At 71.0% G+C, this 23,841-nt stretch carries 16 protein-coding genes and 1 pseudogene; 8 read left to right on the top strand and 9 right to left on the bottom strand.

The window, feature by feature from the left end; genetic code table 11:
* From GPJ59_RS02510 to GPJ59_RS02480, 7 genes are all read right to left on the bottom strand, one after another.
* Positions 1–402, bottom strand: a complete 402-nt coding sequence (locus GPJ59_RS02510; protein WP_219664679.1) for a GFA family protein — start codon at positions 400–402, stop codon at positions 1–3.
* Entirely contained in the window at positions 399–1,694 is a 1,296-nt protein-coding gene (locus GPJ59_RS02505) for a protein-L-isoaspartate O-methyltransferase family protein (protein ID WP_308120092.1), read from the bottom strand. The genes GPJ59_RS02510 and GPJ59_RS02505 overlap by 4 nt, the downstream gene beginning before the upstream one ends.
* A gap of 53 nt (positions 1,695–1,747) precedes the next feature.
* The gene (locus GPJ59_RS02500; RefSeq protein ID WP_219664678.1) at positions 1,748–3,217 is read right to left on the bottom strand and encodes an NUDIX domain-containing protein; all 1,470 of its coding nucleotides are present in this window, start codon (positions 3,215–3,217) and stop codon (positions 1,748–1,750) included.
* A 49-nt stretch (positions 3,218–3,266) separates the two neighbouring features.
* On the bottom strand, positions 3,267–4,544 hold the full coding sequence (locus GPJ59_RS02495) for an MFS transporter (protein WP_258023752.1): 1,278 nt from the start codon (positions 4,542–4,544) through the stop codon (positions 3,267–3,269).
* A gap of 62 nt (positions 4,545–4,606) precedes the next feature.
* The gene (locus GPJ59_RS02490) at positions 4,607–5,572 is read right to left on the bottom strand and encodes a 5'-3' exonuclease (RefSeq protein ID WP_219664677.1); all 966 of its coding nucleotides are present in this window, start codon (positions 5,570–5,572) and stop codon (positions 4,607–4,609) included.
* On the bottom strand, positions 5,569–7,440 hold the full coding sequence (locus tag GPJ59_RS02485; protein WP_258023757.1) for an ATP-binding cassette domain-containing protein: 1,872 nt from the start codon (positions 7,438–7,440) through the stop codon (positions 5,569–5,571). The genes GPJ59_RS02490 and GPJ59_RS02485 overlap by 4 nt, the downstream gene beginning before the upstream one ends.
* A 569-nt stretch (positions 7,441–8,009) precedes the next feature.
* The gene (locus GPJ59_RS02480) at positions 8,010–8,885 is read right to left on the bottom strand and encodes a terpene synthase family protein (protein ID WP_219664676.1); all 876 of its coding nucleotides are present in this window, start codon (positions 8,883–8,885) and stop codon (positions 8,010–8,012) included.
* Positions 8,886–9,378: 493 nt separating this feature from the next.
* Between GPJ59_RS02480 and GPJ59_RS02475 the strand changes: the two genes are divergently transcribed.
* Both GPJ59_RS02475 and GPJ59_RS02470 read left to right on the top strand, forming a co-directional pair.
* Positions 9,379–9,789, top strand: coding sequence for a peptidase inhibitor family I36 protein (locus GPJ59_RS02475; RefSeq protein WP_219664675.1), 411 nt, complete (start codon positions 9,379–9,381; stop codon positions 9,787–9,789).
* 275 nt (positions 9,790–10,064) lie between these two features.
* A complete protein-coding gene (locus GPJ59_RS02470; protein ID WP_219664674.1) occupies positions 10,065–10,469 on the top strand; it encodes a hypothetical protein in 405 nt (134 codons plus the stop codon).
* Positions 10,470–10,483: 14 nt separating this feature from the next.
* Here the strand turns inward: GPJ59_RS02470 and GPJ59_RS02465 are convergent.
* Positions 10,484–10,685 (bottom strand): annotated as a pseudogene (locus tag GPJ59_RS02465) (IS110 family transposase); the annotation flags it as partial.
* Between the two features lie 39 nt (positions 10,686–10,724).
* On the bottom strand, positions 10,725–11,786 hold the full coding sequence (locus tag GPJ59_RS02460) for a PucR family transcriptional regulator (protein WP_308120091.1): 1,062 nt from the start codon (positions 11,784–11,786) through the stop codon (positions 10,725–10,727).
* A gap of 296 nt (positions 11,787–12,082) precedes the next feature.
* On the opposite strand from GPJ59_RS02460, the gene GPJ59_RS02455 reads away from it, so the two are divergent.
* From GPJ59_RS02455 to GPJ59_RS02430, 6 genes are all read left to right on the top strand, one after another.
* On the top strand, positions 12,083–12,685 hold the full coding sequence (locus GPJ59_RS02455; RefSeq protein ID WP_219664672.1) for a hypothetical protein: 603 nt from the start codon (positions 12,083–12,085) through the stop codon (positions 12,683–12,685).
* A 51-nt stretch (positions 12,686–12,736) separates the two neighbouring features.
* Positions 12,737–14,794, top strand: coding sequence for a flotillin family protein (locus GPJ59_RS02450; RefSeq protein ID WP_219664671.1), 2,058 nt, complete (start codon positions 12,737–12,739; stop codon positions 14,792–14,794).
* 146 nt (positions 14,795–14,940) lie between these two features.
* Positions 14,941–19,824 carry a DNA repair ATPase gene (locus tag GPJ59_RS02445; protein ID WP_219664670.1) on the top strand — a complete coding sequence of 1,628 codons (4,884 nt, stop codon included), beginning with the start codon at positions 14,941–14,943 and terminating at the stop codon, positions 19,822–19,824.
* 1,036 nt (positions 19,825–20,860) lie between these two features.
* The gene (locus tag GPJ59_RS02440; RefSeq protein WP_258023754.1) at positions 20,861–21,355 is read left to right on the top strand and encodes a hypothetical protein; all 495 of its coding nucleotides are present in this window, start codon (positions 20,861–20,863) and stop codon (positions 21,353–21,355) included.
* 420 nt (positions 21,356–21,775) lie between these two features.
* On the top strand, positions 21,776–22,474 hold the full coding sequence (locus GPJ59_RS02435; RefSeq protein WP_219664669.1) for a hypothetical protein: 699 nt from the start codon (positions 21,776–21,778) through the stop codon (positions 22,472–22,474).
* Positions 22,475–22,677: 203 nt separating this feature from the next.
* On the top strand, positions 22,678–23,841 hold a 1,164-nt coding region (locus tag GPJ59_RS02430; protein ID WP_219664710.1), incomplete at its 3' end, for an ALF repeat-containing protein.

Below are 23,841 nucleotides of genomic sequence, written 5' to 3'. Positions count from 1 at the left end.
TCAGCTGCGGGTGTCGGGGACCTGGGGCAGCCAGGGCACGGCGGTCTCCCGGAAGGACTGGTTGACCGGGACCAGGTCGGGCGGGTTGCCCAGCGCGGAGAGGGTGACCGCAATGCTGGTGGCGCCGTCGTCCAGGGCGCAGACCTGGCTGCCGCAGGCCGGGCAGAAGCCGCGCCTGGAGTCCGGCCACGTGTAGTGCCACGACGGCTCGGCGCCGGACCAGGCCAGACCGTCGAGCGGGAAGGAGACCCACGACATCATCGGTCCCCCCGACAGGCGCTGGCAGTGCCCGCAACTGCAGGTGTGGGGGTAGTCGGGTTCCCCGGAGACCGTGAAGCGGAGCTTGCCGCACTGGCAGGCGCCGGACCGGGGAGTGGTGGAGGCGGGGGTGGGCGAGGTCATGGGGTGGACTCCTTCTGCGACAGGGTGGGTTCGGACGGCGATGGGACTGTCGCTGCCGGCTGGAGGGCGGCGGGCAGCTGCCAGGACAACTCGGCCGAACCGCTGCCGGCGCTGACCCACTGGGTTCCGTCCGGTTCGAGGTGCAGCCGGTAGGAGGACGGGGATCCGGCAGCCTGCCATCGGGTGGCGGTGTCCTGGATCTCCGCCCAGATGTCGCGGGGCCCGCAGACCGTGACCGTCCACGTTCCGGAGTCGTCCGGCCTGGCAGTGACCCAGGATCCGCAGTCGGGGGCCCCGATGACCAGGTAGTCGGCGGCCCAGTTCCGTACGAGCCCGGGGTGCAGGTGGTCCAGGGCCAGCCACAGACCCCGCGCATCATCCGGCGGCGGGCCCGTGTGCGTGGTGCGGGTGCTGCCCCCGTCCGCGGCCTCGATCCGGCCCCGCAGACCGGGCTTCAGGTACAGCTGGCTCCAGCCGTGGCCCGCCCGGTGCCCGAGCCGCACCGCTTCCAGACGGGCCCGGACGCGACCGCTGCCGGTCCTGGTGAGGACGGCCAGGCCCGGCCAGGACGGCGAGGACGTCGACAAGGTTGCCAGTCCCAGGCCGTCGGCAGCCAACTGCTGCGGCCAGGCCTGCGGCACCCGGGTGACCGCGTACGACACGAAGATCCGGTCGTAGTCGGCGCCGGCGGGCCAGCCATTGTGCCCGTTCCCCGTCACGGCCGTCGGCCGGTGGCCGAGCAACGCCAGCCGCTCGCGGGCGGCGGCGGTGACGTGCTCGTCCCGGTCCACGGTGACCACCCCGGCATCACCCGCGATCAGGCACGCGACGGCCGCGGTCACTCCCGCACCGGTCCCGACGTCCAGGACCCGCTGGCCCGGCCGCAGGCCGAGACGCTGCAGGAGCGCGACGGTCATCCCGGCCGTGCTGGACATCGACGTCATCGACCCGCCCGACCGCGGGGCCGGCACCCGGCCCAGGACCGGCTCGCCGTCGTGCTGGACCAGCACGCTCTCCCCGCAGTACAGCAGCCCGAGCAGTTCCTCCCGGTCCTCGGGCACTCCCCAGTCGAGCAGGTCCCAGCGCGGCGGGGTCTCGTCCGGCCCGCTGCGCCGCACGTACGCCTGCGGCATCAGCACCTCCCGCCGCACCGCGAGGAACGCGTCCCGGACCGGGCCGGGCTGAAGGTGGCCGGCGGCCTCCAGCCCGGCGACCATCTCCGCCCGCGCGGCCGTTGCCCTCTCCTCAGGGGCGACTCCGGCATGGGCGGGCGGTACGAGGGGATCGAGCACGTATGACTCCTTAGGCAGGGGGACGGGGACTGCGGGCGGGAAGCGCGGGGCGGTCAGGTCCACCCCAGCTCGGTGTAGGGGCGACCGGCTCGGATGCCTTCGATCGCGGTCCGGGTGTAGGGGACGATCGGCTCCGGAAGGGCGTCGGCAGGCCACCAGCTCCAGGAGACGCACCGGTCCGGCTCCCGGACCTCGGGTGTCCCCGTCCACTGCCGGGCGCGGAAGACGAACCCGATTCTGGGCTGGTCTCCGGGCCTGTCCACCATGTGCACCACGTGCGCGAGCTCGACGTCAGCCGGGTCGATGAGCAGCCCGGCCTCCTCCTGCGCCTCGCGGACCAGGCAGGCCACCGCGGACTCCTGCTCGCAGTGCCCGGCCAGGAAGTGGTGGGTGCCGCCGGCGTACGCGGAGCCGGGGTGCCGCAGGCCGAGCAGCACCTGGCCGTCGCGTTCCAGGTAGAGGTGGACGCCGACGATGTGCGGAACGCTGGTGCTGCCCGCCTTCGACCTGTCCGGCCCGACGGCTCCGTCCTGCGGCGCCGTCGTGCTGCGGGCGGCGTGCTGGGCGTGCCGGCGTACGAGGTCCAGGGTGGAGGGGCTCAGCCTCAGGCGGGCCATGGTGTCGGGGTGGAACCAGGCCAGCATCACGCCCTCGGTGAGCGGCAGTCGGGCGGGATCGCCGCTCCACTGGGCGGTGAACACCTGCACCGGCACGGTCAGGCCGTCGGTGCCGGTGGCGAGCTCGACGGCGAACGGCTCCACGACGCCCGGCTCGAGCCCGGCTTCCTCACGCAGTTCACGGCGGACGGTGTCTTCGAGCGAGGTGTCGCCCGGCTCGCGGCCTCCGCCGAGCAGCGCCCAGGCCCCGGGCTCCCAGATGCCGGGCAGGTCATCGCGCAGGTGCAGCAGGTAGCGGCCGTGCCCGTCGTGGATCAACGCCGAGGCGTTGACCGGCTCGATGCGGCCGTCGAGTCCGGAGGCACAGAGCTTCGCCCGCAGCTGCGGGGCCGTGACCTTGTCGAAGGCGAGCCACTCTGGGGCCGAGACCTCCTCCGGCTGCACCGTGACCTCGACGTCCCTGTCCACCAGCTGGAAGACGAAGCGGAAGTCCCAGTGCTGGTGCGCGCCTTCGCCCTTGGCCGGGTTGGCGTCGATGTCGAAGACGTCGATGTCAATGGGTAATGGACCGTAGGTGGCGGTGGCGCACAGGGCGCCGGGCGGGATGCCGGCCTCCTCGTGGACCTCGCGCAGCGCCGTCTCCAGCAGCGAGCGATCGCCTGTCTCGACGTGCCCGCCGGGTGCCAGCATCAGCCCGAAGGTGTTGTGGTGGACGAGCAGGACACGGCGGTCGTGGTTGACGACGACCGCGCTGCACGTGATGTGCCCCGGCATGGTCGAGCGGCTCGTGGGCTCGGCGTCTTCGTCCAGCAGCCGCAACAGGGGGGACAGCAGCGGCGCTTCAGTGGGGTGACGTTCCAGGTAGGCGGTGACGAGATCGCGGATGTGTGCGCGGGAGGGTGTCAAGAGGGCCTCACAGGTCGGTGGGAGGGCGGGATGGAGGAGTCGGCGGCGCTCACGGGTGAGGGTCCGCTCCTGCGGCATCAGCGGGGGGAGGCGCACCGCGGGCGAGGGCGGAGTCGCCAGGGGGAGGTGCGGGGACGGGCATCGCGGTCAGGCGGCTGACCGGGGAGCGCCAGAGCACGATCACCGGCAAGACCAGCACCAGCGTCCCGACGGCCAGCGCGGTACGTGCCCCGTATGCGGTGGCTACGGCGCCGCCGGCCAGGGCGGCGAAGGGCTTGCTCCCGGAGACCAGCCAGGTCGACGTCTGCTGCGCCCGCGCCTGCAGTCCGGGTGGGCAGATCTGCTGGCGTACCGACCGCTGGGTGGTACCCGCCACCGCCGCGGCGGCGAGCTGGAGCCCGCCCGCCGCGGCGAGGACGGCCAGCCAGACGGGCCCCGGCCGGGCGAACAGCAGGGGCAGGCCAGCCACTGGGCAGGTCGCGAACCCGGCGAGCAGGGTGTGGCCGGGGCCGAACCGGGCTACGACCCGCGGCGCTGCCAGGGCGCCGGCGAGCGCGCCCGCGCCGGAGACGCCCATCACGATCCCCAGGCCGGTCGGTCCCGCCTCCAGCGCGGTCAGCAGGTAGTACGCGAACAGCGCGCCAGTCACACCGACGCCCACACCGGTCAGGGGCAGTGCGGACACGAGGTCGCGGACCAGTGGAGTCCGCGCGGTGTAGGCCAGGCCCTCCCAGATCTCCCCGGCCAATCTGCGCCTGGGCCGCCCCTCGCCCGCTGTCGGCTGACCGGGGTCCGGAATCCGGGCTGTGCAGCAGGCGGACACCAGGTACGACAGAGCATCCAGCCAGAAGGCCTTGGCCGCGCCGACGGACGCGACGACCGCGGTGCCGAGGTAGGTTCCGGCCGTGTCCGCAGCCCCGAAGGCGGCACCCACCCGGGCGTTGGCCCGGTGCAGCAGGGTGGGTTCGACCAGCTGCGGGACGATCGCGATGGCCGCCGCCTGGTGCAGCACGGTCACCGCACCCAGGACCAGCGAGACCGCGTACAGCACGGGCATCGACAGCACCCCGGCCAGCGCCGCCACGGGAACCACCGTGACGACGACGGCCCCCGCCAGGTCCGTCCACACCAGCAGAGCCCGCTTGGCGTACCGGTCGACGATGCCGCCGGCAGGGAGGGCAAGGAGGAAGGTGGGCAGGTGGGCCAGGGAGGCGAGCAGAGCGGCTTGCCCGGCCGTCGCGTCCAGTTCGAGGACGGCCAGGGTGGGCAGGGCCACCAGGTGCACCGACGTCCCGACCAGGCCAGCGGACTCCCCGCCGAGGTACAACCGGAACGCCCTCCCAAGTTCCGGTGCCCTCTTGCGGACGGAAGCCCGGGGGCGGGGCAACGTCACCACAGGCCGGCCTCCGTCAGCAACCGACCCGCGGGCAGCAGCTCGGGGGTGGCCCGGTCGGTGAGCAGGCCATCGGGAACGGGGACGCGGGCATTGAGCCGGAGCGCCTCCCGCCAAGCCACAACCTCCGGCCACTGCGCGCGGGCACGGGCCAGTCCCGTCCCGGCACGCCCGGTCGCGGTCTCGGGCAAGTCCTCCAGGTGGCGACCGTCGGCGAGGAGCTGCCCGGCGGTCACCGGGCCGACCCCGGCGACTCCGGGGATGCCGTCGGACGCGTCCCCGGTCAGCGCCCGGAAGTCCGGCCACTGCACCGGGAGGACACCAAAGCGGGTGGCCACGTCCGCGGCCGTCACCAGCTGACGCCCGGCTGGAAGCTGGGTATTGAGGATCCGCACCCGCTGCCCGTCCAGCAACCCGTACAGGTCGCGGTCACCGGAGAACACCACCACCGCCCGGCCGGTGTCAGCGGCGATCCGGGCCAGGGTGGCGAGCGCGTCGTCGCCTTCGCACCCGGGCTGCTCCAGCCACCGCACCCCGGCCGTGTCCAGGGCCAGCTTGGCTGCGGGCAGGTGGACGACAGGGCTGTGGTCGGCGCCGGCACGCCCCGCCTTGTAGCCGGGCACGTTCTCGGCTCGGCCGGCGGAGCCGTCCTCGGCGTCGAAGACCACGACCACCTCATGGTCAGGACAGTGCTCCCGGTGGGCTTTGCGCAGCAGGGCGACGAACCCGAACAGGCCCGTCAGGTCCTCCCCGCTGGCCGTGGTCACCCGCCGTGGGAAGCCGAAGTGGGCCCGGTAGAGGAGGTGATGGCCGTCGACCAGCATCAGCGCAGGTCCGGCTCCGGCGACAGCCGGATGGGCATCCGTCTGCCGACCGGTGTGAGATCGGGCCTCGTGGAGTCCCGCCGCCAGGCGGGCGTCCATCCTGGATCCGTGGTCCTGGGCTGCGGTGGCGGCGGTCATGCCTGGTCCTCGGCGCACAGGGCATCGTGGCCACCTGCCGGTTGGGTGGGGATCGTGGCATCGAAGGCGGCGGCCTGGACGAGGTAGGCCTCGCGGAAGTCCCCCGTGCCCGTGGCCGGGTCCATCAGTTCGTCGAAGGTGCCCGACTCGGCGACCCGGCCGTCCTTCAGGACGTGGATGACGTCCGCATGGCGCACGGAATGCAGGCGGTGTGTGATGAGCACGATCGTCTGCCCGGTGGTGGCGGCCAGGGCCCTGATCTGGTCGAAGACCCGCTGTTCCGCGACCGCGTCCAGGGCGCTGGTGGGCTCGTCCACGATCAGGATCTCGGCCTGCCGGTACTTGGCCCGTGCGATGCCGATGCGCTGCCATTGACCGCCGGAGATCTGGTGCCCGCCGCGGTAGCCGCGGGCGAGCAGCGTGCCGAGCCCGCGAGGCAGGTCGTCGAGGACCTCGTCGGCACCGGAGAAGCAGGAGGCTTCCTCGACTGCCCGGTCGTCGATGGCCTGACCGGGCTGTCCGATACCGACGTTCACCCGGAACGTGAAGGGCCAGTGGTAGAAGTCCTGCGACATCAGCGCGACGCGGCCGAAGATCTGGTCGCGGTCGGCGGTACGGGCATCGACGTCGTCCCACCAGATCGTGCCGCTCCCCTCGTCCGGGAGGTACAGGCCTGCCAGCAGCCTGACCAGGGTCGACTTGCCGGAGCCGTTCTCGCCCACGAGCGCGATGATCTTGCCGGTGGGGAAGGACAGGCTGACCTCGCGCAGGGTGGGCTCCGGCTCGTCGCCGCTGCTGCCGGGGTAGGTGAAGGTGACTTTCTCGAAGCGGACCTCCCGCAGCCGTTCGGGCAGCGCGCATCCGCCGACGGGGATGGCCCGGGTCTTCGCCTCCCGGCACAGCCGCTCGAAGTCGGCGACGAAGAGGCTCTCCTGGTGCAGTTCGGTGATCTGCAGGACGAGCGTGTCGAGGCTCGCGGCGCCGGTGCGGATGGCCAGGACGGCCGTGCCGGCGACGGCGAGGTCCATGGCTCCGCCCCACAGCAGAGCGCCCAGGGCTCCGTAGGTCAGGAGGGTGGCGATGCCGCCGGCGCCGTCGGCGGCGAGCCCGATCCGGGCGGCGCGGCGGGCCAGGCGGGTCTGTTCGCGTTCGCTGGTCTCGGCCATGGTCCGGAAGTGCCCGAGCAGGAAGGGCCCGACCTCGTGGACGCGGACTTCGGCCGCAGCTTCCTTCTGGGTCAGCAGCTGGCCGAGGAGGTGCCCGGCGCGGGCGTGCTGGACGAAGGCGTGGAAGGAGATGTATTTCTGGCGGGAGATCATCAGCGAACTCCACGCGCTCGGCAGCGTCATCAGGACCAGGAGTGGCAGCAGCACCGGGTGCAGGACGGTCAGCACGCCGGCCGCGGCGACCAGGGACACACCCGCGTTGAGGGTGTTGGTGCAGTAGCGGATCATGCGCCGGGCGGAGTCGGCGCCGTACCGGGCTGCGTCGAGGAGGCGGTGGAACTCGTCGTCCTCGATCGCCGCGAGCTCCGTACGGTGCACCAGCCCTAGGTATTGCTCGGTGGCGACTCGCTGCACCTTCGGCTCCAGCGCCCCGGTGGCCGCCGTCGAGGCCGAGCGGAACAGGGAGCCGAGGAACGCCGTGACCGCCACGACCGTGAGCGCGGGTAAGGCCTGGCCGAGGCGCTCGTTGGTGCTGCCGCCCGCGAGGATGTGACCGAGCATGCTGTTCACGGCGACCAGGCCGATCGCCTGGGTGATGCCACGGCCGACCTCGGAGGCCAGGACCACGCGCAGGGCTCGTGCGTCGGCGAGGTGGGCGAGCCGCAGGCCGGTCCCCGCCAGGCGGGGCAGTTCGCGCGCCATGGTCCAGAGTCCGAGCCCCAGCCAGGCGCCCTCGTGTCGGTCCCAGCCGATGTCGTAGGCCAGCTCGCCGCCGAAGAGGAGTCGCTCGGAGTCAGACACCCCCGCGGTGCCGGTTCCGGTCGTCGAGTCCTTGCTCACGCGGCCCTCCTGGTATCCGGTCGTGAGTCGCGGCTACGGAAGGACGAGGCGTCAACGCGGCGCCCCGCGACCGGGCGCGTACACGGGGCGGGCCTGGGATGTTCGATTACTGCGGCGGTGTCGAGTCGGTTCGGCGCGGGCTTCATGGGGTCCTCCGGATGGGCGCATGGCTGGTACTGGTGCTCTAAGAACTGCTCTCGATCGGGCGCGTCACGGCCGAATCGGGGGCGATTGGTGAACGGATGTTCTGGTCCGGCTTGGTGGGCTTGGCAGGCCTGAGGTCGTGGCGTTGAAACTCGCTCGAACAGGTTCCTGTCACTCCGCCGGGGGATTGCGGGCCTCGGTGCGGTGGCCGGACTCCAGGGCCTGCGGGCATGACGGGGAGGGCAGTGGCGGGGTGTGCCGCTGCCCTGGTGGAGTGCGAGGAAGGATCAGGCGGTGGTGCCCTCCAGGGCCTGGTTCCAGGTGCTGATGCCCGCGGGGTCGAGGAGAGGGGCGACGGGGGCGGCGAGGTATTCGTGCTCGACGAGGTAGAGGGCCGCGGTGCCGGCGTGACCGGGGAAGAGGGTGTTCATGCGGCGGGTGATCACTTCGGCGTCGGCGTCCGGGACACCGAGGATGCTCCGCGCGAAGATCTTCCGGTTCCAGACGTCGATGCCGAAGACGGAGAGGTCGCGGGAGGCGGGTGAGGCCATGACTGCGGCCGTGTAGGGACCGACGCCCTTGATCTCCTGGAACCGCTCCACCAGGCTCTCGTCGCGCATGCGCTGGATCAGCGGATGTGCCCAGGCCATGGCGGGTATCTCGAAGCCGTGCAGGCGCTCGGTGATGTCCAGGATGATCCCGGTGCCGCCCGAGTCGAACCGCAGACGCAGGTACTTCTCCGGAGACAGGCACATCCGTGTCGCCCGGTGGGCGGACTCCGTGCGGTACGCGGTGATGAAGTCGCTCAGGTCCTTGGCCGCCCGCTCCCGCCATGCCGGGGACATGCCCGAGCACAGCCGTCGCCAGACGTCCGCCAGCGCCCGCTCGCCGGCCAGCACCGGCGCCGAAGGAGCGGTGTGCGGGTCCAGGACAGCGAGCAGCCCTTGGACGACCGCCTCGGCCCGCCCGCTGTCCTGGCCTGCCAGGCCGTCGAACTGACCGTCCAGCAGGATCATCCACCCGTAGAAGTCGGAGGCAAGGAAACGGTCGTCCCCTCGGGCCCCGGGATGGAAGTATGCTCCGGCCCGCTCCGGCCCCCATGCCATCAGCTGCTCGATCTGCTCCTCGGTACCGAGCATCCCCATGCCGCGGACCCAGGACATGTGACGCTCGCGCGCCAGCCTCAGACCCTCCGGCACAGCAGGAGGAAACGGCAGATCAAAGACGGTCGAGAACCCCACCGACACACCCCGCCCCATCGATCCGTGATCACGTCAAGGGCAAGATCATCCCGCGCTTTCACGGGGCGTACAGCCGATTCGATGAACAAGGCACACGTCGTCAGAAATCACCGGCGTCGCGTCCGAGCCGGGGCGCTGCGCGTGATCGTTTGTCAGTGGCCGAGATCATCTCTCCGTGGACGGCCGCCGCCTCCCCGCTGGCGGTCCCCACTGGCGGCAAAATGTGCTCCTCAGTGTCGGTCATCTGGCTACGGATGGTGAGGGCGATGACACTGTTTGAACATCCGTACTTGCCGCTGCGTGGTGGGGCGGTTCGGCTGGACCAGATGATTCCCCACCTTCCTGGTCCTTGGGTCATCGCGACTGTGGTCCATCCAGGCAGTGACCTGAAACCGAGGGATTCGTTGGGCCGATCATGAAGCGAACCGAGCGATTCCTGGTCGGGGTGATTGGCGCAGTCGCGGCCATGGGCCTGATGCCGGCACCAGCGGCACAGGCCGCCGACGGGTACGACCGATGCCCTGTCGGCTACTACTGCATGTTCTCGGGCCTGGATGGCACCGGGGACATGATCAAGCTGAGGCACAGCACGCCGGATCTCGCGGCGCTCGGCATGGATGACCGGGCCAAGTCGGACTGGAACCGAACGTCTTCGACCATCCACCTGTGGTCCGACGCATCCTACTTCGGCTGCACGTCCGTCATCTCCTCCGGCCCGACCGGCAAGGGCAACTTCTTCCCGAGCTATCGGGACTTCTTCAGCTCGGTGCAGTTCGACGGTCCGGGAGGCCCGAGCTGTGGCACGCTGCCGGGCGCAGGCGACTGACACTGCTCAAGCTTCCGGCTTCCTCAACTGCTGATCGAGCAGCACCGCGGGCCGAAATCTCGGCCATTCGCATCAGCCAGGCCAGCACGCGGCGGGTCCTCTGCCGTCGCGGCCAGCGTCGGGCGCCGGTGCAGTCGGAGTCCCGGGCCCCGCGCAACGGTGGTCCTGGGCCGACCTGCGTGCGTCCGGGTCCGCATTCTGCGGCCGGACTGCGTACATGCAGCAGGGCGCACATCATCGGCAACGACCTGCGGCTGTTCCGGGGTGGCCGGCTCGTGGTGGTCAATGTCACCAACGGCAACATCACCTACAACGGAAAGATCACCGGGCACGGCACGTACGCTCAGGTGCCGGCTGACTTCGTCGAGGACATCGACGACGTCATCACGGTCAACAATGACGTCCGTATGTTCAAGGGCGACCGCCTGGTGATCGCCAACGTCGGTCAGGGCAACAAGGTCATCTACGACGGCAAGATCACCGGGCACGGCACCTTCGCCAAGCTGCCGGCCGACTTCACCAGCGACTTCGACGCCGTACACACCGTCGGGAACGACATCCGCCTGGTGAAGGGCGACCGCCTGGTAGTCGTCAGCATCAACCAGGGTGCGATCACCTACGACGGGCCACTCCTCAAGCACGGCACCTACCCCAACGTCCCAGTCGAGTGGGTCAGCTGACGCACCCGATCAGCCGGGAGGGCGCCGATCGAGGCGGGATGGTCCACGATCACCAGGACGGTGCCGAACTTTGCGGTCAGCTTGTCCAAGACGGCCCGCAGTTTCGGCTCGCTCGCGGTTGGGCAGCGGTTTGTCGAAGACCTTCTTCCCGGCCGGGGTCAGCCCGTGGCCGTGATGAGCGGTCTTGCCGACGTCCAGGCCCAGGAACACGCCCACGTCGCATGACGGGGACCGGTGACGGCGACGATCTCGCCGTCACAGTTCCTTGGCGGGCCAGTCGAGCAGCCTCGCTCCGATGACGGCGGTCTGGAGGGTGTAGCGGTGCACCGGGTCGGCGGGGCTCGCGCCGGTGAGCTGTTGGATGCGCTCCAGACGGTAGGTGAAGGCCCGAACGCTCAGATTCAAACGCCGGGCCGCCTCGGCGGCGTTGCAGCCGGAGTCGAAGTACGAGGCCAGGGTGTCCAGCATCAGCGAGGCGCCACCCCGGGCCTGCTTGAGCGGGCCCAGCGTGCTGGTGACGAGATCGGCCATCGCCTGCCGGTCCCGCGTCAGGACGGGGTAGACGAGCAGATCAGCGGCGCGTAGCACCAAGTCGTCGAGGCTCATGCGCTCGGCCAGGTCGAGGGCGTTCAGCGCCTCCTCGTAGGAGTGGACGACGCCGCCGGCTCCGGGGTGGGGGCGGCCGATGGCCACGCGGCCGCCCTCGGTCGCGGCGTGCGCCTGCTTGGCGAAGTACATGAGTACGTCGTCCTGGTCGGCCGGGGCCACACAGATGAGCCGCCCGTCCTTGGTGGTCAGCAGGATCCGGCGGTTGCCGAAGCGGCCGACCAGCGCCCGCTCCACCCGCTGGACGGCCGGGTGGGCGTCGTCGTAGGCCGCGGGCCTCTCGGCCACGGCCACGGCATGGGTGTGGGAGAGGAGGAGGCCGAAGCGCTCGGCCCGCTCGGCCAGGTGCCCGGGGTCGCTGCGCCCGTGGAGGAGGTCGTCGATGAACTCCCGTCGGGCTGCCTCCTCCTGGCGTACGGCGAGCAGTTGGGCCCGCTCGTGTCCTTCGGCGAGGGCGTCGACGACCTGGTCGAGCGTGGACAGGACCAGGTCGAGGGAGGCGCGGGGGAGGTCGGGGCAGGCGGAGCGCATGGTGGACAGGTGCTGCCGGACCAGGGCCCGCAGCCCGATTCCGGCCTCGGCTGCGCGTTCCCCGGCGGCGCGGCGCGATTCCACCTCGTCCCGCGTGAGCCGGCGTCCGGAAGGGAGGACCTCGGCCAGGATCCTCGTGAAGCCGTCCAGATAGTCCTCGGGTATCTCCCGGCCTGCCACTGCTCTCCTCGGTGGTGATGTGGTGATGTGTGATGTCTCGATCGCTTGGTGTGCTGATGGCGCCCTCTTGACGGACGGGTTGTCCACCCTGTCAGACCGGCACGGACGGCCGGGACCCGGCATCAGGATTGCGTAAAGACTGCCGCTCTCCGGCAATGCGGACGGGCGTACGGCGAGGCCAGAATGGACGCGGGGGGACACGGGGGATGGTTCCGGTGCCGGTAGGCAGAAAATCCGCCGGCATCGGAACCATGACGTGTGCCTCGGGAAGAAGCGTGAACAAAGGGGGAAGAACAGTGCGCGAGTTCGTCGATGCGGCGCTCGGCTTCCCCACCGGAATCTTTACGGTCGTTCTGTCCGTGGTCGTCGTCCACTGGCTCCTGGTGCTCTGCGGCGGTATCGAACACGACATGCTGGACACCGTGGCCGGATCTGCCGCGTTCGGCGCGGTGGGTGTTCCGGCGGCGGTTTCCGTGTCGGTGTTCACCGTCGTCGCCTGGTTCACCAGCCTCGCCGGCACCGTGTTGGCCGACCGCCTGGGTTTCGGCGGCGGAACCGCCCTGGTGATGCTGGTGGCAGTGCTCCTGCTCGCCGGCTTCGTCACGAGGGCTCTGGTACGGCCCTTGCGCGCCGTGTTCCGGTCTGCTGCCCTGGTGCCTTCCCGGCAGGACTTCATCGGAATGACCTGCGTCATCCGCACCAGCCGGGTGGATCACGGGTTCGGTCAGGCCGAGGTCGCCTCCGACGACGGCTCGACCGCCGTCGTGCAGGTCCGCCAGACCGGCTCGGAGCCGTTGACGTACGGCAGTACCGCGCTCCTCTTCGCCTACGACGAACCCGGCGAGTTCTTCTGGGCCGCGCCGTTCGACGCTGCCCTGGATCCACGCAGCTCCGGCTGAGCCTCCAGCCGTTCCGGCTCCTCACCACACCTTCACCGCAAGGACTTCACCATGGATGCCATCTCTTTGGGCATCGGCGTGCTCATCGCCGTTGTCCTGCTCATCGCGCTCGCCCTGCTGTTCATCGTCAGCCGGCTCTTCCGCAAGGTCGAGCAGGGCAAGGCGCTGATCGTCTCGAAGATGCGCAAGGTGGACGTGACGTTCACCGGCCAGGTCGTGCTGCCCGTCCTGCACAAGGCCGAAGTCATGGACATCTCCGTGAAGACCATCGACATCAGCCGGACCGGGCGCGAGGGCCTGATCTGCCAGGACAACATCCGCGCCGACATCCGGATCTCGTTCTTCGTCCGCGTCAACAAGACCGTCGAGGACGTCATCAAGGTCGCCCAGGCCATCGGCACCACCCGGGCAAGCGACAAGGCGACCCTGCAGGAGCTGTTCAACGCCAAGTTCTCCGAGGCGCTGAAGACCGTCGGCAAGCAGCTCGACTTCGCCGACCTCTACACCAAGCGCGACGAGTTCCGGGACCGGATCATCCAGGTCATCGGCACCGACCTGAACGGCTACAGCCTGGAGGACGCGGCGATCGACTACCTGGAGCAGACCCCGCTGAGCCAGCTGGACGCGGCGAACATCCTGGACGCGCAGGGCATCCGGAAGATCACCGAGCTGACGGCCATCGAGCACGTGCGCACGAACGAGTTCCAGCGCACGGAGGAGAAGGAGATCACCCGGCAGAACGTCGACGCCCGCGAGGCCATTCTGGAGCTGGAGCGCCGGCAGGCCGACGCGGAGATCAAGCAGCGCCGGGAGATCGAGACCGTACGGGCCAAGGAGGAGGCCGAGACGGCGCGTGTGCAGGAGGAGGAGCGGCTGCGCGCGCAGAGCGCCTTCCTCAGGACCGAGGAGCAGCTCGGCATCCAGCGGGAGAACCAGGCCCGCGAGGTCGCGGTGGCGGAGAAGAACCGCGAGCGGGTCATCGCCATCGAGAGCGAGCGGATCGAGAAGGACCGCCAGCTGGAGGTGATCGCCCGGGAGCGGGAGACCGCGCTGACCCGGATCTCCGCCGAGAAGGAGGTCGAGGCCGAACGTCGTGACATCGCCGAGGTCATCCGCGAGCGGGTCGCGGTGGACCGCACGGTCGCCGAGCAGGAGGAGTCGATCAAGCGACTCCGCACGGTGGAGGAGGCCGAGCGCAGCCGGCAGGCAGTCGTCATCGCCGCCGAGGCCGAGGCGCAGGAGAGGCTCGTCAAGGACATCAAGGCCGCGGAAGCGGCCGAACAGGCCGCCGTCCACCGGGCGGCCGAGGAGATCACCCTCGCCGAGGCCCGGGTCAAGGCCGCCGACCTCGACGCCCGCGCCAAGCTCCGCCTCGCCGAGGGCATCCAGGCCGAGACCGCGGCGCCGGGGCTGGCCGCGGTGCAGGTACGGGAGAAGGAGGCCGACGCCATCGAGAAGACCGGACGGGCGGAGGCCGGAGCCACCGAGGCGCGGCTGAGGGCGCAGGCCGAGGGCACCAAGGCCCAGGCGAGCGCCGAGGCGGCGATGATCGGGGAGAAGCTGAAGGCCGAGGCGGCGGGCCTCACCGAGAAGGCCGCCGCGATGGCCGCGCTGGACGAGGCGTCGCGCGGGCACGAGGAGTACCGCCTGCGGCTGCAGGCGGAGAAGGAGGTCCGCCTGGCCGGGCTGGACGTCCAGCGGCAGGTCGCCGAGGCGCAGGCCATGGTCGTCGCGGCCGGGCTGGAGAAGGCCGAAATCAACATCGTCGGCGGCGACACGGTCTTCTTCGACCGCCTCGTCTCCTCGATCGCGCTCGGCAAGGGCGTGGACGCCTTCGTCCAGCACTCCGACACCGCGCAGGCACTCGCCAAGCCCTGGCTGGACGGCACGTCCGACTTCACCCAGGACCTCACCCGTGTCCTCGGCTCGGTGTCGACGGCAGACGTGCAGAACCTGACGGTGTCCGCGCTGCTCATGAAGCTCATGCAGGGCGGTGGCGCTCAGGCCGGGCCGCTGAGCGAGCTCCTGGACAAGGCGGGGCAGCTGGGACTCGCCGACCTGCCGCTGGCGAAGCTCGGGACCGGCCTCAACGGGACGGCCAAGGTCTGACCGGGCCGGGCCTGCTCCCCACAGCCGGGGTCGGCGCACCTGACGCGCCGGCCCCGCCCCGCCCCGCCGGCCCGGCCCCGCCCCGCCGCGCTCCAACAGTCCGTGGCCGCCGCCACCGTACGTACCCACCCGCAGGGAGCCTGACCATGACCAGCACGACGTCCGCCATGGACGCGGGCACCTACGAGCTGCTGCGGGACCGCCTCGTCGCGCAGTCCGCCGACCTGGCCCGCCGGGCTGCGGCCCTCAACGCCCGCAGGAGCGAGGAGTTCGGCTCCGCCGAGCTGACGCTGGCCGGCTCGGAAGGCATCCGAACCGAGCACAACTGCGTGCCCCGTGACATCGTGGCCGTCGGCGACACCCTCCTCTTCGGCCACAACGCCACCCCCGGCCCGGGCGAGACCACCCTGGACAGGGTCTTCGCCCTGCACGACCGGGACCTGAACCGGCTGCCCGACACCGCCGTCCCCGGCCTCCTCGACGACCCGGCCTTCCTCGGCGAATTCGCCGCGCTGTACCGCTACTACCGCCAGACCCGTCTCCTCCAGCTCCGCCACGTCGAGGGCAAGCTGCTCGCCGTCTTCCAGACCGGGGACACCAGCGCGGACATCCGGGTCCTGCGCTGGACCCTGCATCCGGACGGGACCGCAGGCTTCCTGGACGCGCGAGGCGAGCGCGACCACGTCCTGCCACCGTCCCACGACTTCGACTGGACGCCCACCACCCGCGAGGACCACGTCCTCGGGCGGCACCCGCACGTCTCCATCGGCGGTGAAGTCTTCGTGGCCACCGTCGGCGGCGCCCTCACGGTCAAGACGGAGGACGACACCGAGACGGCCGACGGGATCTACTCGGAGCCCGTCGACGAGCCGCTCCAGTCCCTCGCCGACGCGGACATCGACCACGCCCGCGTCGGACCGCTGATCCTCCTGCGGGTGCGCCCGTACAAGGAGGAAGTCCGCCGGCACCTCGTCTTCAACAGCACCACCAAGAGCGTGGTCCGTCTCGACGGCATCGGTCAGGCTGCCCGCCGGCTGCCCGAGGACCAGGGAATCGTCTTTCCCGGCGGCTGCTACCTCACCACGGGCCTCACCAAGACCTTCGACACCCCCACGGACGGGCTGGAGTTCGAGCGGGCGGTGCGCTCGCCCAACGGCGAGGACGTGCTCTACGTCTTCCACGCCCGCGAGGAAGGCCGCAGCCTGCTGCTCCCGTACAACCTGATCCGCAGGGAGGTCGCCACTCCGCTGCACTGCCACGGGTACGCGCTCTTCGACGACGGCACCCTGCTGGTGCTGCGCACCGAATCGGAGGAGCCGGCCCGGGTCCACCCGCTCCAGCGGTGGAGCACCCCGTACCTCTCCGACCTCCACGCCGCCGCCCGGCCACGCGGCACGGGAGCACTGGCCCGAGTGGGGAACGCCGATCTCGTGCGCGGCATCTCGGACCTCCTCTCGATCACCGCCGCAGTCGCGGACATGCCCCCCACCGCCGCCGTGTACGCGAACCTGGCCGCCGCCTGCGTCCGTGCCTCCGACCGCTACCACTGGCTCGGCGACCCCGAACTCGGTGACCTGCGCACGCCCCTCGGCGAAGTACGCGCCACCGCCGAGCAGGTCCTCGCCGAGTTCGAGACCGTACAGACCCTGACCCGGCAGGCCGCCGACGCACTCGGCGAGGCGGCGGCACGGATCGCCTCGCTCGTGCGCCGCATCCGGGGGGAGGCGCCGCGTACCACCGGCGACTGGGTGGACCGGCTCACCGAACTGCGCCGGGCCCAAGGGCACTTGCTCACGCTCAAGGAGATGCGCTACGCGGACACCGGACGCATCGACCGGCTCGCCGACGACGTGGGGTCCGACATCGGCTCCTTCGCCGGACGGGCCGTCGCCTTCTTCGAGCGCACGGACGCCTTCGCCGCCCACCACGAGGACATCGAACGCCTCACCGAGGAAGCCGCGGCGATCGCCACCGTCGCCGACGCCGCACCGCTCGCCGGCCGTCTCGACACCCACACCGAGAGCCTGGGCACCGTCACCGAAGTCGTCGCCGGACTGGACATCGGCGACGCGACGGTGCGTACGTCCATTCTGGAGCGGATCGCCGAGGTGCTCGGCGGCGTCAACCGGGCCCGTGCCACCCTCGACGCCCGCCGTCGCGAGCTGCTCGCGCAGGAGGGGAAGGCAGAGTTCGCGGCCGAGTCCGGGCTGCTCGCCCAGGCGGTCACCGCGGCACTTGCCGCCACGGACACCCCGGACGCGTGCGACGAGCAGCTGGCCGGCCTCTTGCTGCGCCTGGAGAACCTGGAGTCCCGGTTCGCGGACTCCGACACCTTCCTCGCCGCCCTGTCCGCCAAGCGCACCGACGTGTACGAGGCGTTCTCCGCCCGCAAGCAGACCCTCCAGGACGACCGCGCCCGCCGCGCCGAACGGCTGGCGCACTCCGCCGCCCGGGTCCTGGAAACCGTCACCCGGCGGGCGGCGACCCTCGCCGACGCCGACGCCGTCAGCACGTTCTTCGCCTCCGACCCGATGGTCGCGAAGGCCCGCCGCACGGCCGACGAGCTGCGGGACCTGGGCGAGCGCACCCGGGCCGAGGAACTCGACGGCCGGATCAAGGCCGCCCGCCAGGAGGCTGCCCGCGCCCTGCGGGACCGGGCCGAGCTGTACGCGGACGGCGGCCGGACCGTTCGCCTGGGCCGGCACCGGTTCGCCGTCAACACCCAGCCGCTGGACCTCACCCTGGTTCCGCACGGTGAAGGCCTGGCCTTCGCCCTCACCGGGACCGACTACCGCTCCCCGGCCGGCACCGACTCGCCGGACTTCGCGGCCACCCGCCCCTACTGGGGCCAGTCGCTCCCCTCGGAGAACGACGACGTGTACCGGGCCGAGTACCTGGCCGTACGGATCCTGACCGAGCACGGACCCGCCGCCCTGGCCGGGGCGGACCTGCCCGCCCTGGTGCGCCGGGCCGCGGAGGCCGCGTACGACGAAGGCTACGAGCGCGGCGTCCACGACCACGACGCGGCCGAGATCCTGACCGTGCTCCTGCGCCTGCACGAGCAGGCGGGCCTGCTGCGCTACCCGGCGGCGGCCCGGGCCGAGGCCCAGCTGTTCTGGGCGCACCGCACGACCGGCCCCGAGCGGGCGAACTGGGCCCGCCGCGCGGCCTCGCTCGCCCGTGTCCGGGCCGCCTTCGGGGCGACGCCGGCGATCGCCGAACTCCGGGCGGAGCTCGCCTCGGCCATGGGTCCCGGCCGGGGCACGGGCCGGGCCGCCGAGTACCTCTTCGAGGAACTGGCCTGCGGCCCGGAAGGCTTCGTCACCAGCACGGCTGTCCGTACCCTGCTGGACAAGTTCCGCCGGGCCACCGGGACGTCCGCGTACGAGGAGGACCTGGCCGCCCTCGACGCCCTGGCGGACCGGCGTCAGCTCGTGCAGGCGTGGCTGGGCGCGTACGCCGCCGCGAGCGGCGAGCCGGTCGGCCCCGGCGACCTCGCGGAGGCGGTGGCCGTGGAGCTGTGCCCGGACCTGCCCCGCCACGACTCGGACGCCGAGCTGACCGGGACGGCCGAGGGCCTGCTCGGCCGCCACCCCCGGATCACCGGCCGTACCCTCGCCCTCCGCATCGACGAACTCCTCCACCGGGTGGGCGATTTCACTGCGCACTCGGCCCCGGGCTTCCGCGCCTACCAGCGGTCCCGCGCGAACCTGGTGGCGGCCGAGCGGGCCCGCCTCCGCCTGGACGAGTACCGACCGAAGATCATGTCCTCCTTCGTCCGCAGCCGCCTCCTGGACGAGGTCTGCCTGCCGCTGATCGGCGACAACCTCGCCAAGCAGCTCGGCACCACGGGCGAGACCAAGCGCACCGACAGCAATGGCCTGCTCCTGCTGATCTCCCCGCCCGGATACGGCAAGACGACCCTCATGGAGTACGTCGCCGACCGCCTGGGCATGGTCCTGGTCAAGGTCAACGGCCCGGCCCTGGGACACGGCGTCACCTCGCTCGACCCTGCCGAGGCCCCGAACGCGACCGCACGCCAGGAAGTAGAGAAGATCAACTTTGCCCTGGAGGCGGGCAACAACACCCTCCTCCACCTGGACGACATCCAGCACACCTCACCCGAACTGCTCCAGAGGTTCATCCCCCTCTGCGACGCCACCCGCCGCATGGAGGGCGTCTGGAACGGCGAGGCGCGCACCTACGACCTGCGCGGCAAGCGGTTCGCCGTCTGCATGGCCGGCAACCCCTACACCGAGTCCGGACAGCTCTTCCGCATCCCCGACATGCTCGCCAACCGGGCCGACGTCTGGAACCTCGGCGACGTCCTGACCGGCAAGGAGGAGGCGTTCGCGGCCAGCTTCGTCGAGAACGCCCTCACCTCCAACCCGGTCCTGGCCCCGCTCGCCGGCCGCGACCGCGCCGACCTGGACCTCCTCCTGCGGCTGGCCGATGACGATCCGTCCGCACGCGCGGACCACCTGAGCCACCCGTACGCCCCGGCGGAACTCGACCGGATCCTGGCCGTCCTGCGCCACCTGCTGGCCGTCCGTACGACGGTCCTCGCGGTCAACGCTGCCTACATCGCCTCAGCCGCCCAGAGCGACAGCACCCGCACCGAACCGCCGTTCCGCCTCCAGGGCTCGTACCGCAACATGAACAAGATCACCGCCCGGATCGACCCCGTCATGAACGAGGCCGAGCTCACCGCCGTCATCGACGACCACTACGCCGCCGAGGCCCAGACCCTCGCCACCGGCGCCGAGGCCAACCTCCTCAAGCTCGCCGAACTCCGCGGCAGCCTCACCCCGGACGAGGCCGACCGCTGGGCCGAACTCAAGGCCGCATACGTCCGCAACCAGACCCTCGGAGGCCCGGACGGCGACCCCCTCACCCGGGCGATCGCCGCCCTCGGCCTCCTCGCGGACCGCGTCGCCTCGGTCGAATCCGCCATCACCCGCGCCACCGACCCCCGCCACGCCCTCGCCAACCCCGCGGCCCGGCACGCGATCCGCCAGGATGAGCCGTGAATGTCAAGTGGAGCGCGGCAATTGTTCGGGGTTGCAGCTGCCTCAGATTCCGTGAGCGTGCAGCCCCGCGAGGCAATCGCCGCTGCGCCGTGCCGGGCGAAAGCTCATGTGCACCGACAGGTGAGGCCGGCAGGTCAGAGGCGCTCAGCTGTGATCCGAGTCGTACTGATCCCGCCACTTGTCGATCAGGGCGGCCATCTCCCGCAGCATGAAGCTACATCGGGGGCGAGCCACTGAAGAACGGCTTCCAGTGGGGCGACGGCGCCGTACTGGCCATCGCCTCGGTGCTCTTCGTCGCGGTGGGCGTGCGGCGCTTTGACAACCGCGACCTCAACAGCTGACCGGAGCGGGCTCAATCGCCGCTCGGCGAAGACGTTGGCGAAGCGCACCCGCTTGAGGTGCGGTCGTCGCGGTACTCGGCGCGCACCGGGGGTTCGAGGTAAGTGCCGTGCTCTGCCTCGGCTTTAGCCGGGAGGGTCCGGGGGCGCGTCCGGCAGGGCTCGGGGCGACGGCTGTCCGCCGTTTGGTTTGCGGCCGGTGAGCTGACGTACTGGCTTGCGTTTCGTGATCTTGATCGGCAGAGTGTCGGTCATGTCTGCCGATCCGACACAGATGGGATCCGGAAGTAAACCCTCCGGAAGTTTCCCATCCCCGATCTCGGAACAACGTGTTCCGATATTGCGGAACGGCCGGTTCGGAATTGACGACTCCGACCCCACTGGAATCCACGGTGTGGCGCAGGTCACTTGAGTGCCATTGGACGAGAATTCGACCAAGGTGTTTACATGTGGAGGGCCGCCCGGCGGGATGCTTCCCGGCGGGCGGAGGATAACCCCTGCGGTGCACGGGGCTGTTGTGCACGGAATGCTGGGTCCCGCGTACAAGGAAGGTGGCGGGGGAGTGCTGGGGGAATGTGTGCACACCATTCGCACGACTGGCGTTTTTCCATGCCGTACAGCGGCCTTTCTTCACGTCGACCCATTGCTCTGGGCTTCCCGAGCCGACGACTAGGACAGCGATGAAGATGCGAAAGGTGATGCTCCGTTCCGCCTGTGCTGCCGTGGGAGCGGGCGCCTTGGCGTGGCTCGCGATCGCCGCAGGGGTCGGCCACGGCCCGGCGGACGCCTCCGCGATGAAGGCGATCGCGGACGAAGGCCCTGGTTACGCCATTGAGGACTTCGGGTACCCGAACGCCGACAAGATCCTCGCGGAGCGGGGTATCACCCTCAAGCGCGGCGACGGCCACATCATGCTTGCCGATTGCGGCAGCGCCACGGACCTCATGGAGATCTGGTCCCGTGCGAACGAGAAGATCTGCTTCCGGGTAAGCGGAAACACCGGCTACCTGACCATGGAGATCCCCGCGGTTTTCGCCGTGAAGGGCAACAGCTACTCGGCCCAGGTGGACATGAAGACGGGCACCGAGCAGAAGACCTTCGACGTGAACAAGAACGCCTGGACCCCCGTCGGGGAGAGTGCCGACGAACAGGGCCGCGACTTCATGCTCATGGAAATCCGTACGAGCAAGTAGACCCCCGGCGAAAACACGTCTCGGAGTATCGGTCGGATTTCCCTGCACTTGCTCTACCGAAGGAACACGCATGCCCTTTTCTCGTTCGCGCACCCTCCGTATCAGCAGCCTGTTAGCTTCCGCCACCGCGGTGTCGTCCGGCCTGATCGCTTCGGCCCCTGCTTTCGCGGTATCCGGCCCTGAGGCCTCCGCCGGACAGCTCACCTCCGTGGTGAGGCTGAACATCGGCGACGAGGCGCACTCCCGTGCCTGCACCGGGATCCTGGTCGACCGTCATGGATCGCGACGGCCGCCAGTTGCTTCGCCTCCACCCCCGGCGCCCTGGTTCCTGCCGGCAAGCCCACTCTGGCCGGCACCGCCACCCTCAGCGGCGGCACGGCCGTCGGGATCGTCGACCTGGTCCCCCGTACCGACCGCGATGTGGTCCTGGCCCGCCTCGCGACCCCCGCCGCCGGCGGCCCGCTCCTCGACGCGGCCGGTGAACACCTGACCGGCATCACCCAGGTCTCCACCGTGTCCATCGGCACCGACCTCCACGTGGTGGCCGTTGCGGGCGGCAAGGTGTTCCACACCGTGCGCAACGCCGCCGGCTCCTGGACGCCGTTCGGCGACGTGGCCGGCGCGGTCGGCCCGATCGGCACCGTCACCTCCGTCGCCACCGCCAGCGCCGGCGGCCAACTGCAGCTCGTGGCCGTCACCGGCGGCAAGGCATTCCACACGATCCGCGCCACCACCGGGACCTGGACCGTCTGGGGCGACGTGGCCGGCGCCGCCGGCGCCACCGGCGCCATCAGCTCCGTGGCCATGGCCGGTGCGGGCGGCGACGCGCATCTCGTCATCGCCACCGACAACGGCACCCGCCAGTACCACACCATCCGTTACGCCAACGGCACCTGGGCACCCTTCGGCGACCTCAAGGACTACCTCGGCACCCTGACGGCCAAGTCCCTCGCGGCCGGAGCGGTGGACGGCGAGCTCCAGCTGGCAGTGACGACCACCGACAACCGGATCGTGCACACCCTGCGCCACACCGACCGCACCTGGGGCACCGCCGCACAGGTCACCGCCCAGGGCATCACCGGAACCCTCGGTTCCATCTCCCTCGCCGGCACCCTCTGACACCCGAACCGGCCCCCCCGTGACACCAGTGGCGTCGCGGGGGGCCGGCCGTGGGTGCGCCCGCCGCCGCGCACTGGGACTGGAACGCCATCGAACTGCCGTAGCGACCCACCGACCCGTACCGGCCGAGAGCACTCCCCTGCCTCGGTCAAGGACCACGCCCGCCCGTCGGGCGTCGACAGTGAAAGGCCGTTTTGGACACCATGTACTGGAGCCGGCGCCGCGTTCTCGGTGCCGTTGCCGCCACCACGGTTGCCGTCACCGCATCGAGCCTCGTCCTCAATCCCGTCGCCGCACTGGCCGCCACCGTTCCACCGCCGGACGGCGGTGACGGCGACCCGTTCCGGCTTCCCGACACCGACCGCGCCAAGGTCGTCAAGGCGTGGCTGCTGGGCGGCAAGGCCGTCCGGGCCGCCGCCGCGGCGGCGCTCACCGGCTCCGACGCCGACGTCCAGAGCTTCCTGGCCACGAAGCTGGCCTCGGAGACGGCCGAGGACAACCGCGTCGCGATCATCAGCTCCCTCGCGGGCGGCGGCAAGGGCAGCCGCCGCGAGGCCACCGCCGCGATCAACGGCGGTGACTCCGCCATCGCCGCCTATCTCGCCGGCGGTTTCAAGGGCGCCGTCATGGAAGACCTCCGCGTGGCGACGAGCACGGTCATGGCCGTGGGCGGCAAGGCCGTCAACCGCGTGGGGAACACCGCCCTGAACGACGGTTCGCAGGCGGCGCTGGAGACGTTCCTCCTGGACGGCCAGTACACGGCCCGCCTGGAGGACATGCGGGTCGAGGTCTCCAAGCTCTCCTTCCAGGCGGGCCCGGAGGTACAGAAGTACGCGACCCGGGCGCTCTCGGGCAGCGCGAGGGACGTGGAGTGGTTCCTGGAGATCGGCCAGCACATCGCGCGGGCCCGCGACCAGGAGTCCATGAAGATCCAGGAACTGGTCGCGGTCGTCCAGCGCGAGGGCAAGAAGGCCGACGCGATGACCAAGCAGGCCGAGGAGGCATCGGCCCGTGCCGTCGAGGCCGCCGCCAAGGCCAAGGACGCCGCGGAGAAGGCCGCCGCCGAGGCCCAAGCCGCACAGGCGGACGTGATCAAGTCCGGGAAGGCGGCCCGCAAGGCCAGTGAGGCCGCCGGCGGCGCCGCCGACGCGGCCCGTGTCGCCACTGTCGCCTCCCACGCCGCCATCCAGGCTTCGCGCCGGGCCGCCTACGCCGCCACCGCGGCGAGCCAGGCCGCCGCCAACGCCGGCTCCGCCGCCGCCCGGGCGTACAACGCGGCCATCGCCGCGTCCAAGGACGCCTCCCAGGCACAGGCCGCCAAGGACGCCGCCCTGGTCGCCCGTACCTGTCTCTTCTACACCTCTGAC

The organism is Streptomyces bambusae, from assembly GCF_019400985.1.
GTDB lineage: Bacteria > Actinomycetota > Actinomycetes > Streptomycetales > Streptomycetaceae > Streptomyces > Streptomyces bambusae_A.
This window is presented reverse-complemented; position numbering and strand designations above follow the sequence as displayed.

Coding starts and splice junctions, on each gene's coding strand:
- GPJ59_RS02510 (WP_219664679.1), bottom strand. CDS start 402: ATGACCTCGCCCACCCCCGCCTCCACCACTCCCCGGTCCGGCGCCTGC.
- GPJ59_RS02490 (WP_219664677.1), bottom strand. CDS start 5,572: ATGACCGCCGCCACCGCAGCCCAGGACCACGGATCCAGGATGGACGCC.
- GPJ59_RS02485 (WP_258023757.1), bottom strand. CDS start 7,440: ATGGCGCGCGAACTGCCCCGCCTGGCGGGGACCGGCCTGCGGCTCGCC.
- GPJ59_RS02480 (WP_219664676.1), bottom strand. CDS start 8,885: ATGTCCTGGGTCCGCGGCATGGGGATGCTCGGTACCGAGGAGCAGATC.
- GPJ59_RS02475 (WP_219664675.1), top strand. CDS start 9,379: ATGAAGCGAACCGAGCGATTCCTGGTCGGGGTGATTGGCGCAGTCGCG.
- GPJ59_RS02450 (WP_219664671.1), top strand. CDS start 12,737: ATGGATGCCATCTCTTTGGGCATCGGCGTGCTCATCGCCGTTGTCCTG.
- GPJ59_RS02445 (WP_219664670.1), top strand. CDS start 14,941: ATGACCAGCACGACGTCCGCCATGGACGCGGGCACCTACGAGCTGCTG.
- GPJ59_RS02440 (WP_258023754.1), top strand. CDS start 20,861: ATGCTCCGTTCCGCCTGTGCTGCCGTGGGAGCGGGCGCCTTGGCGTGG.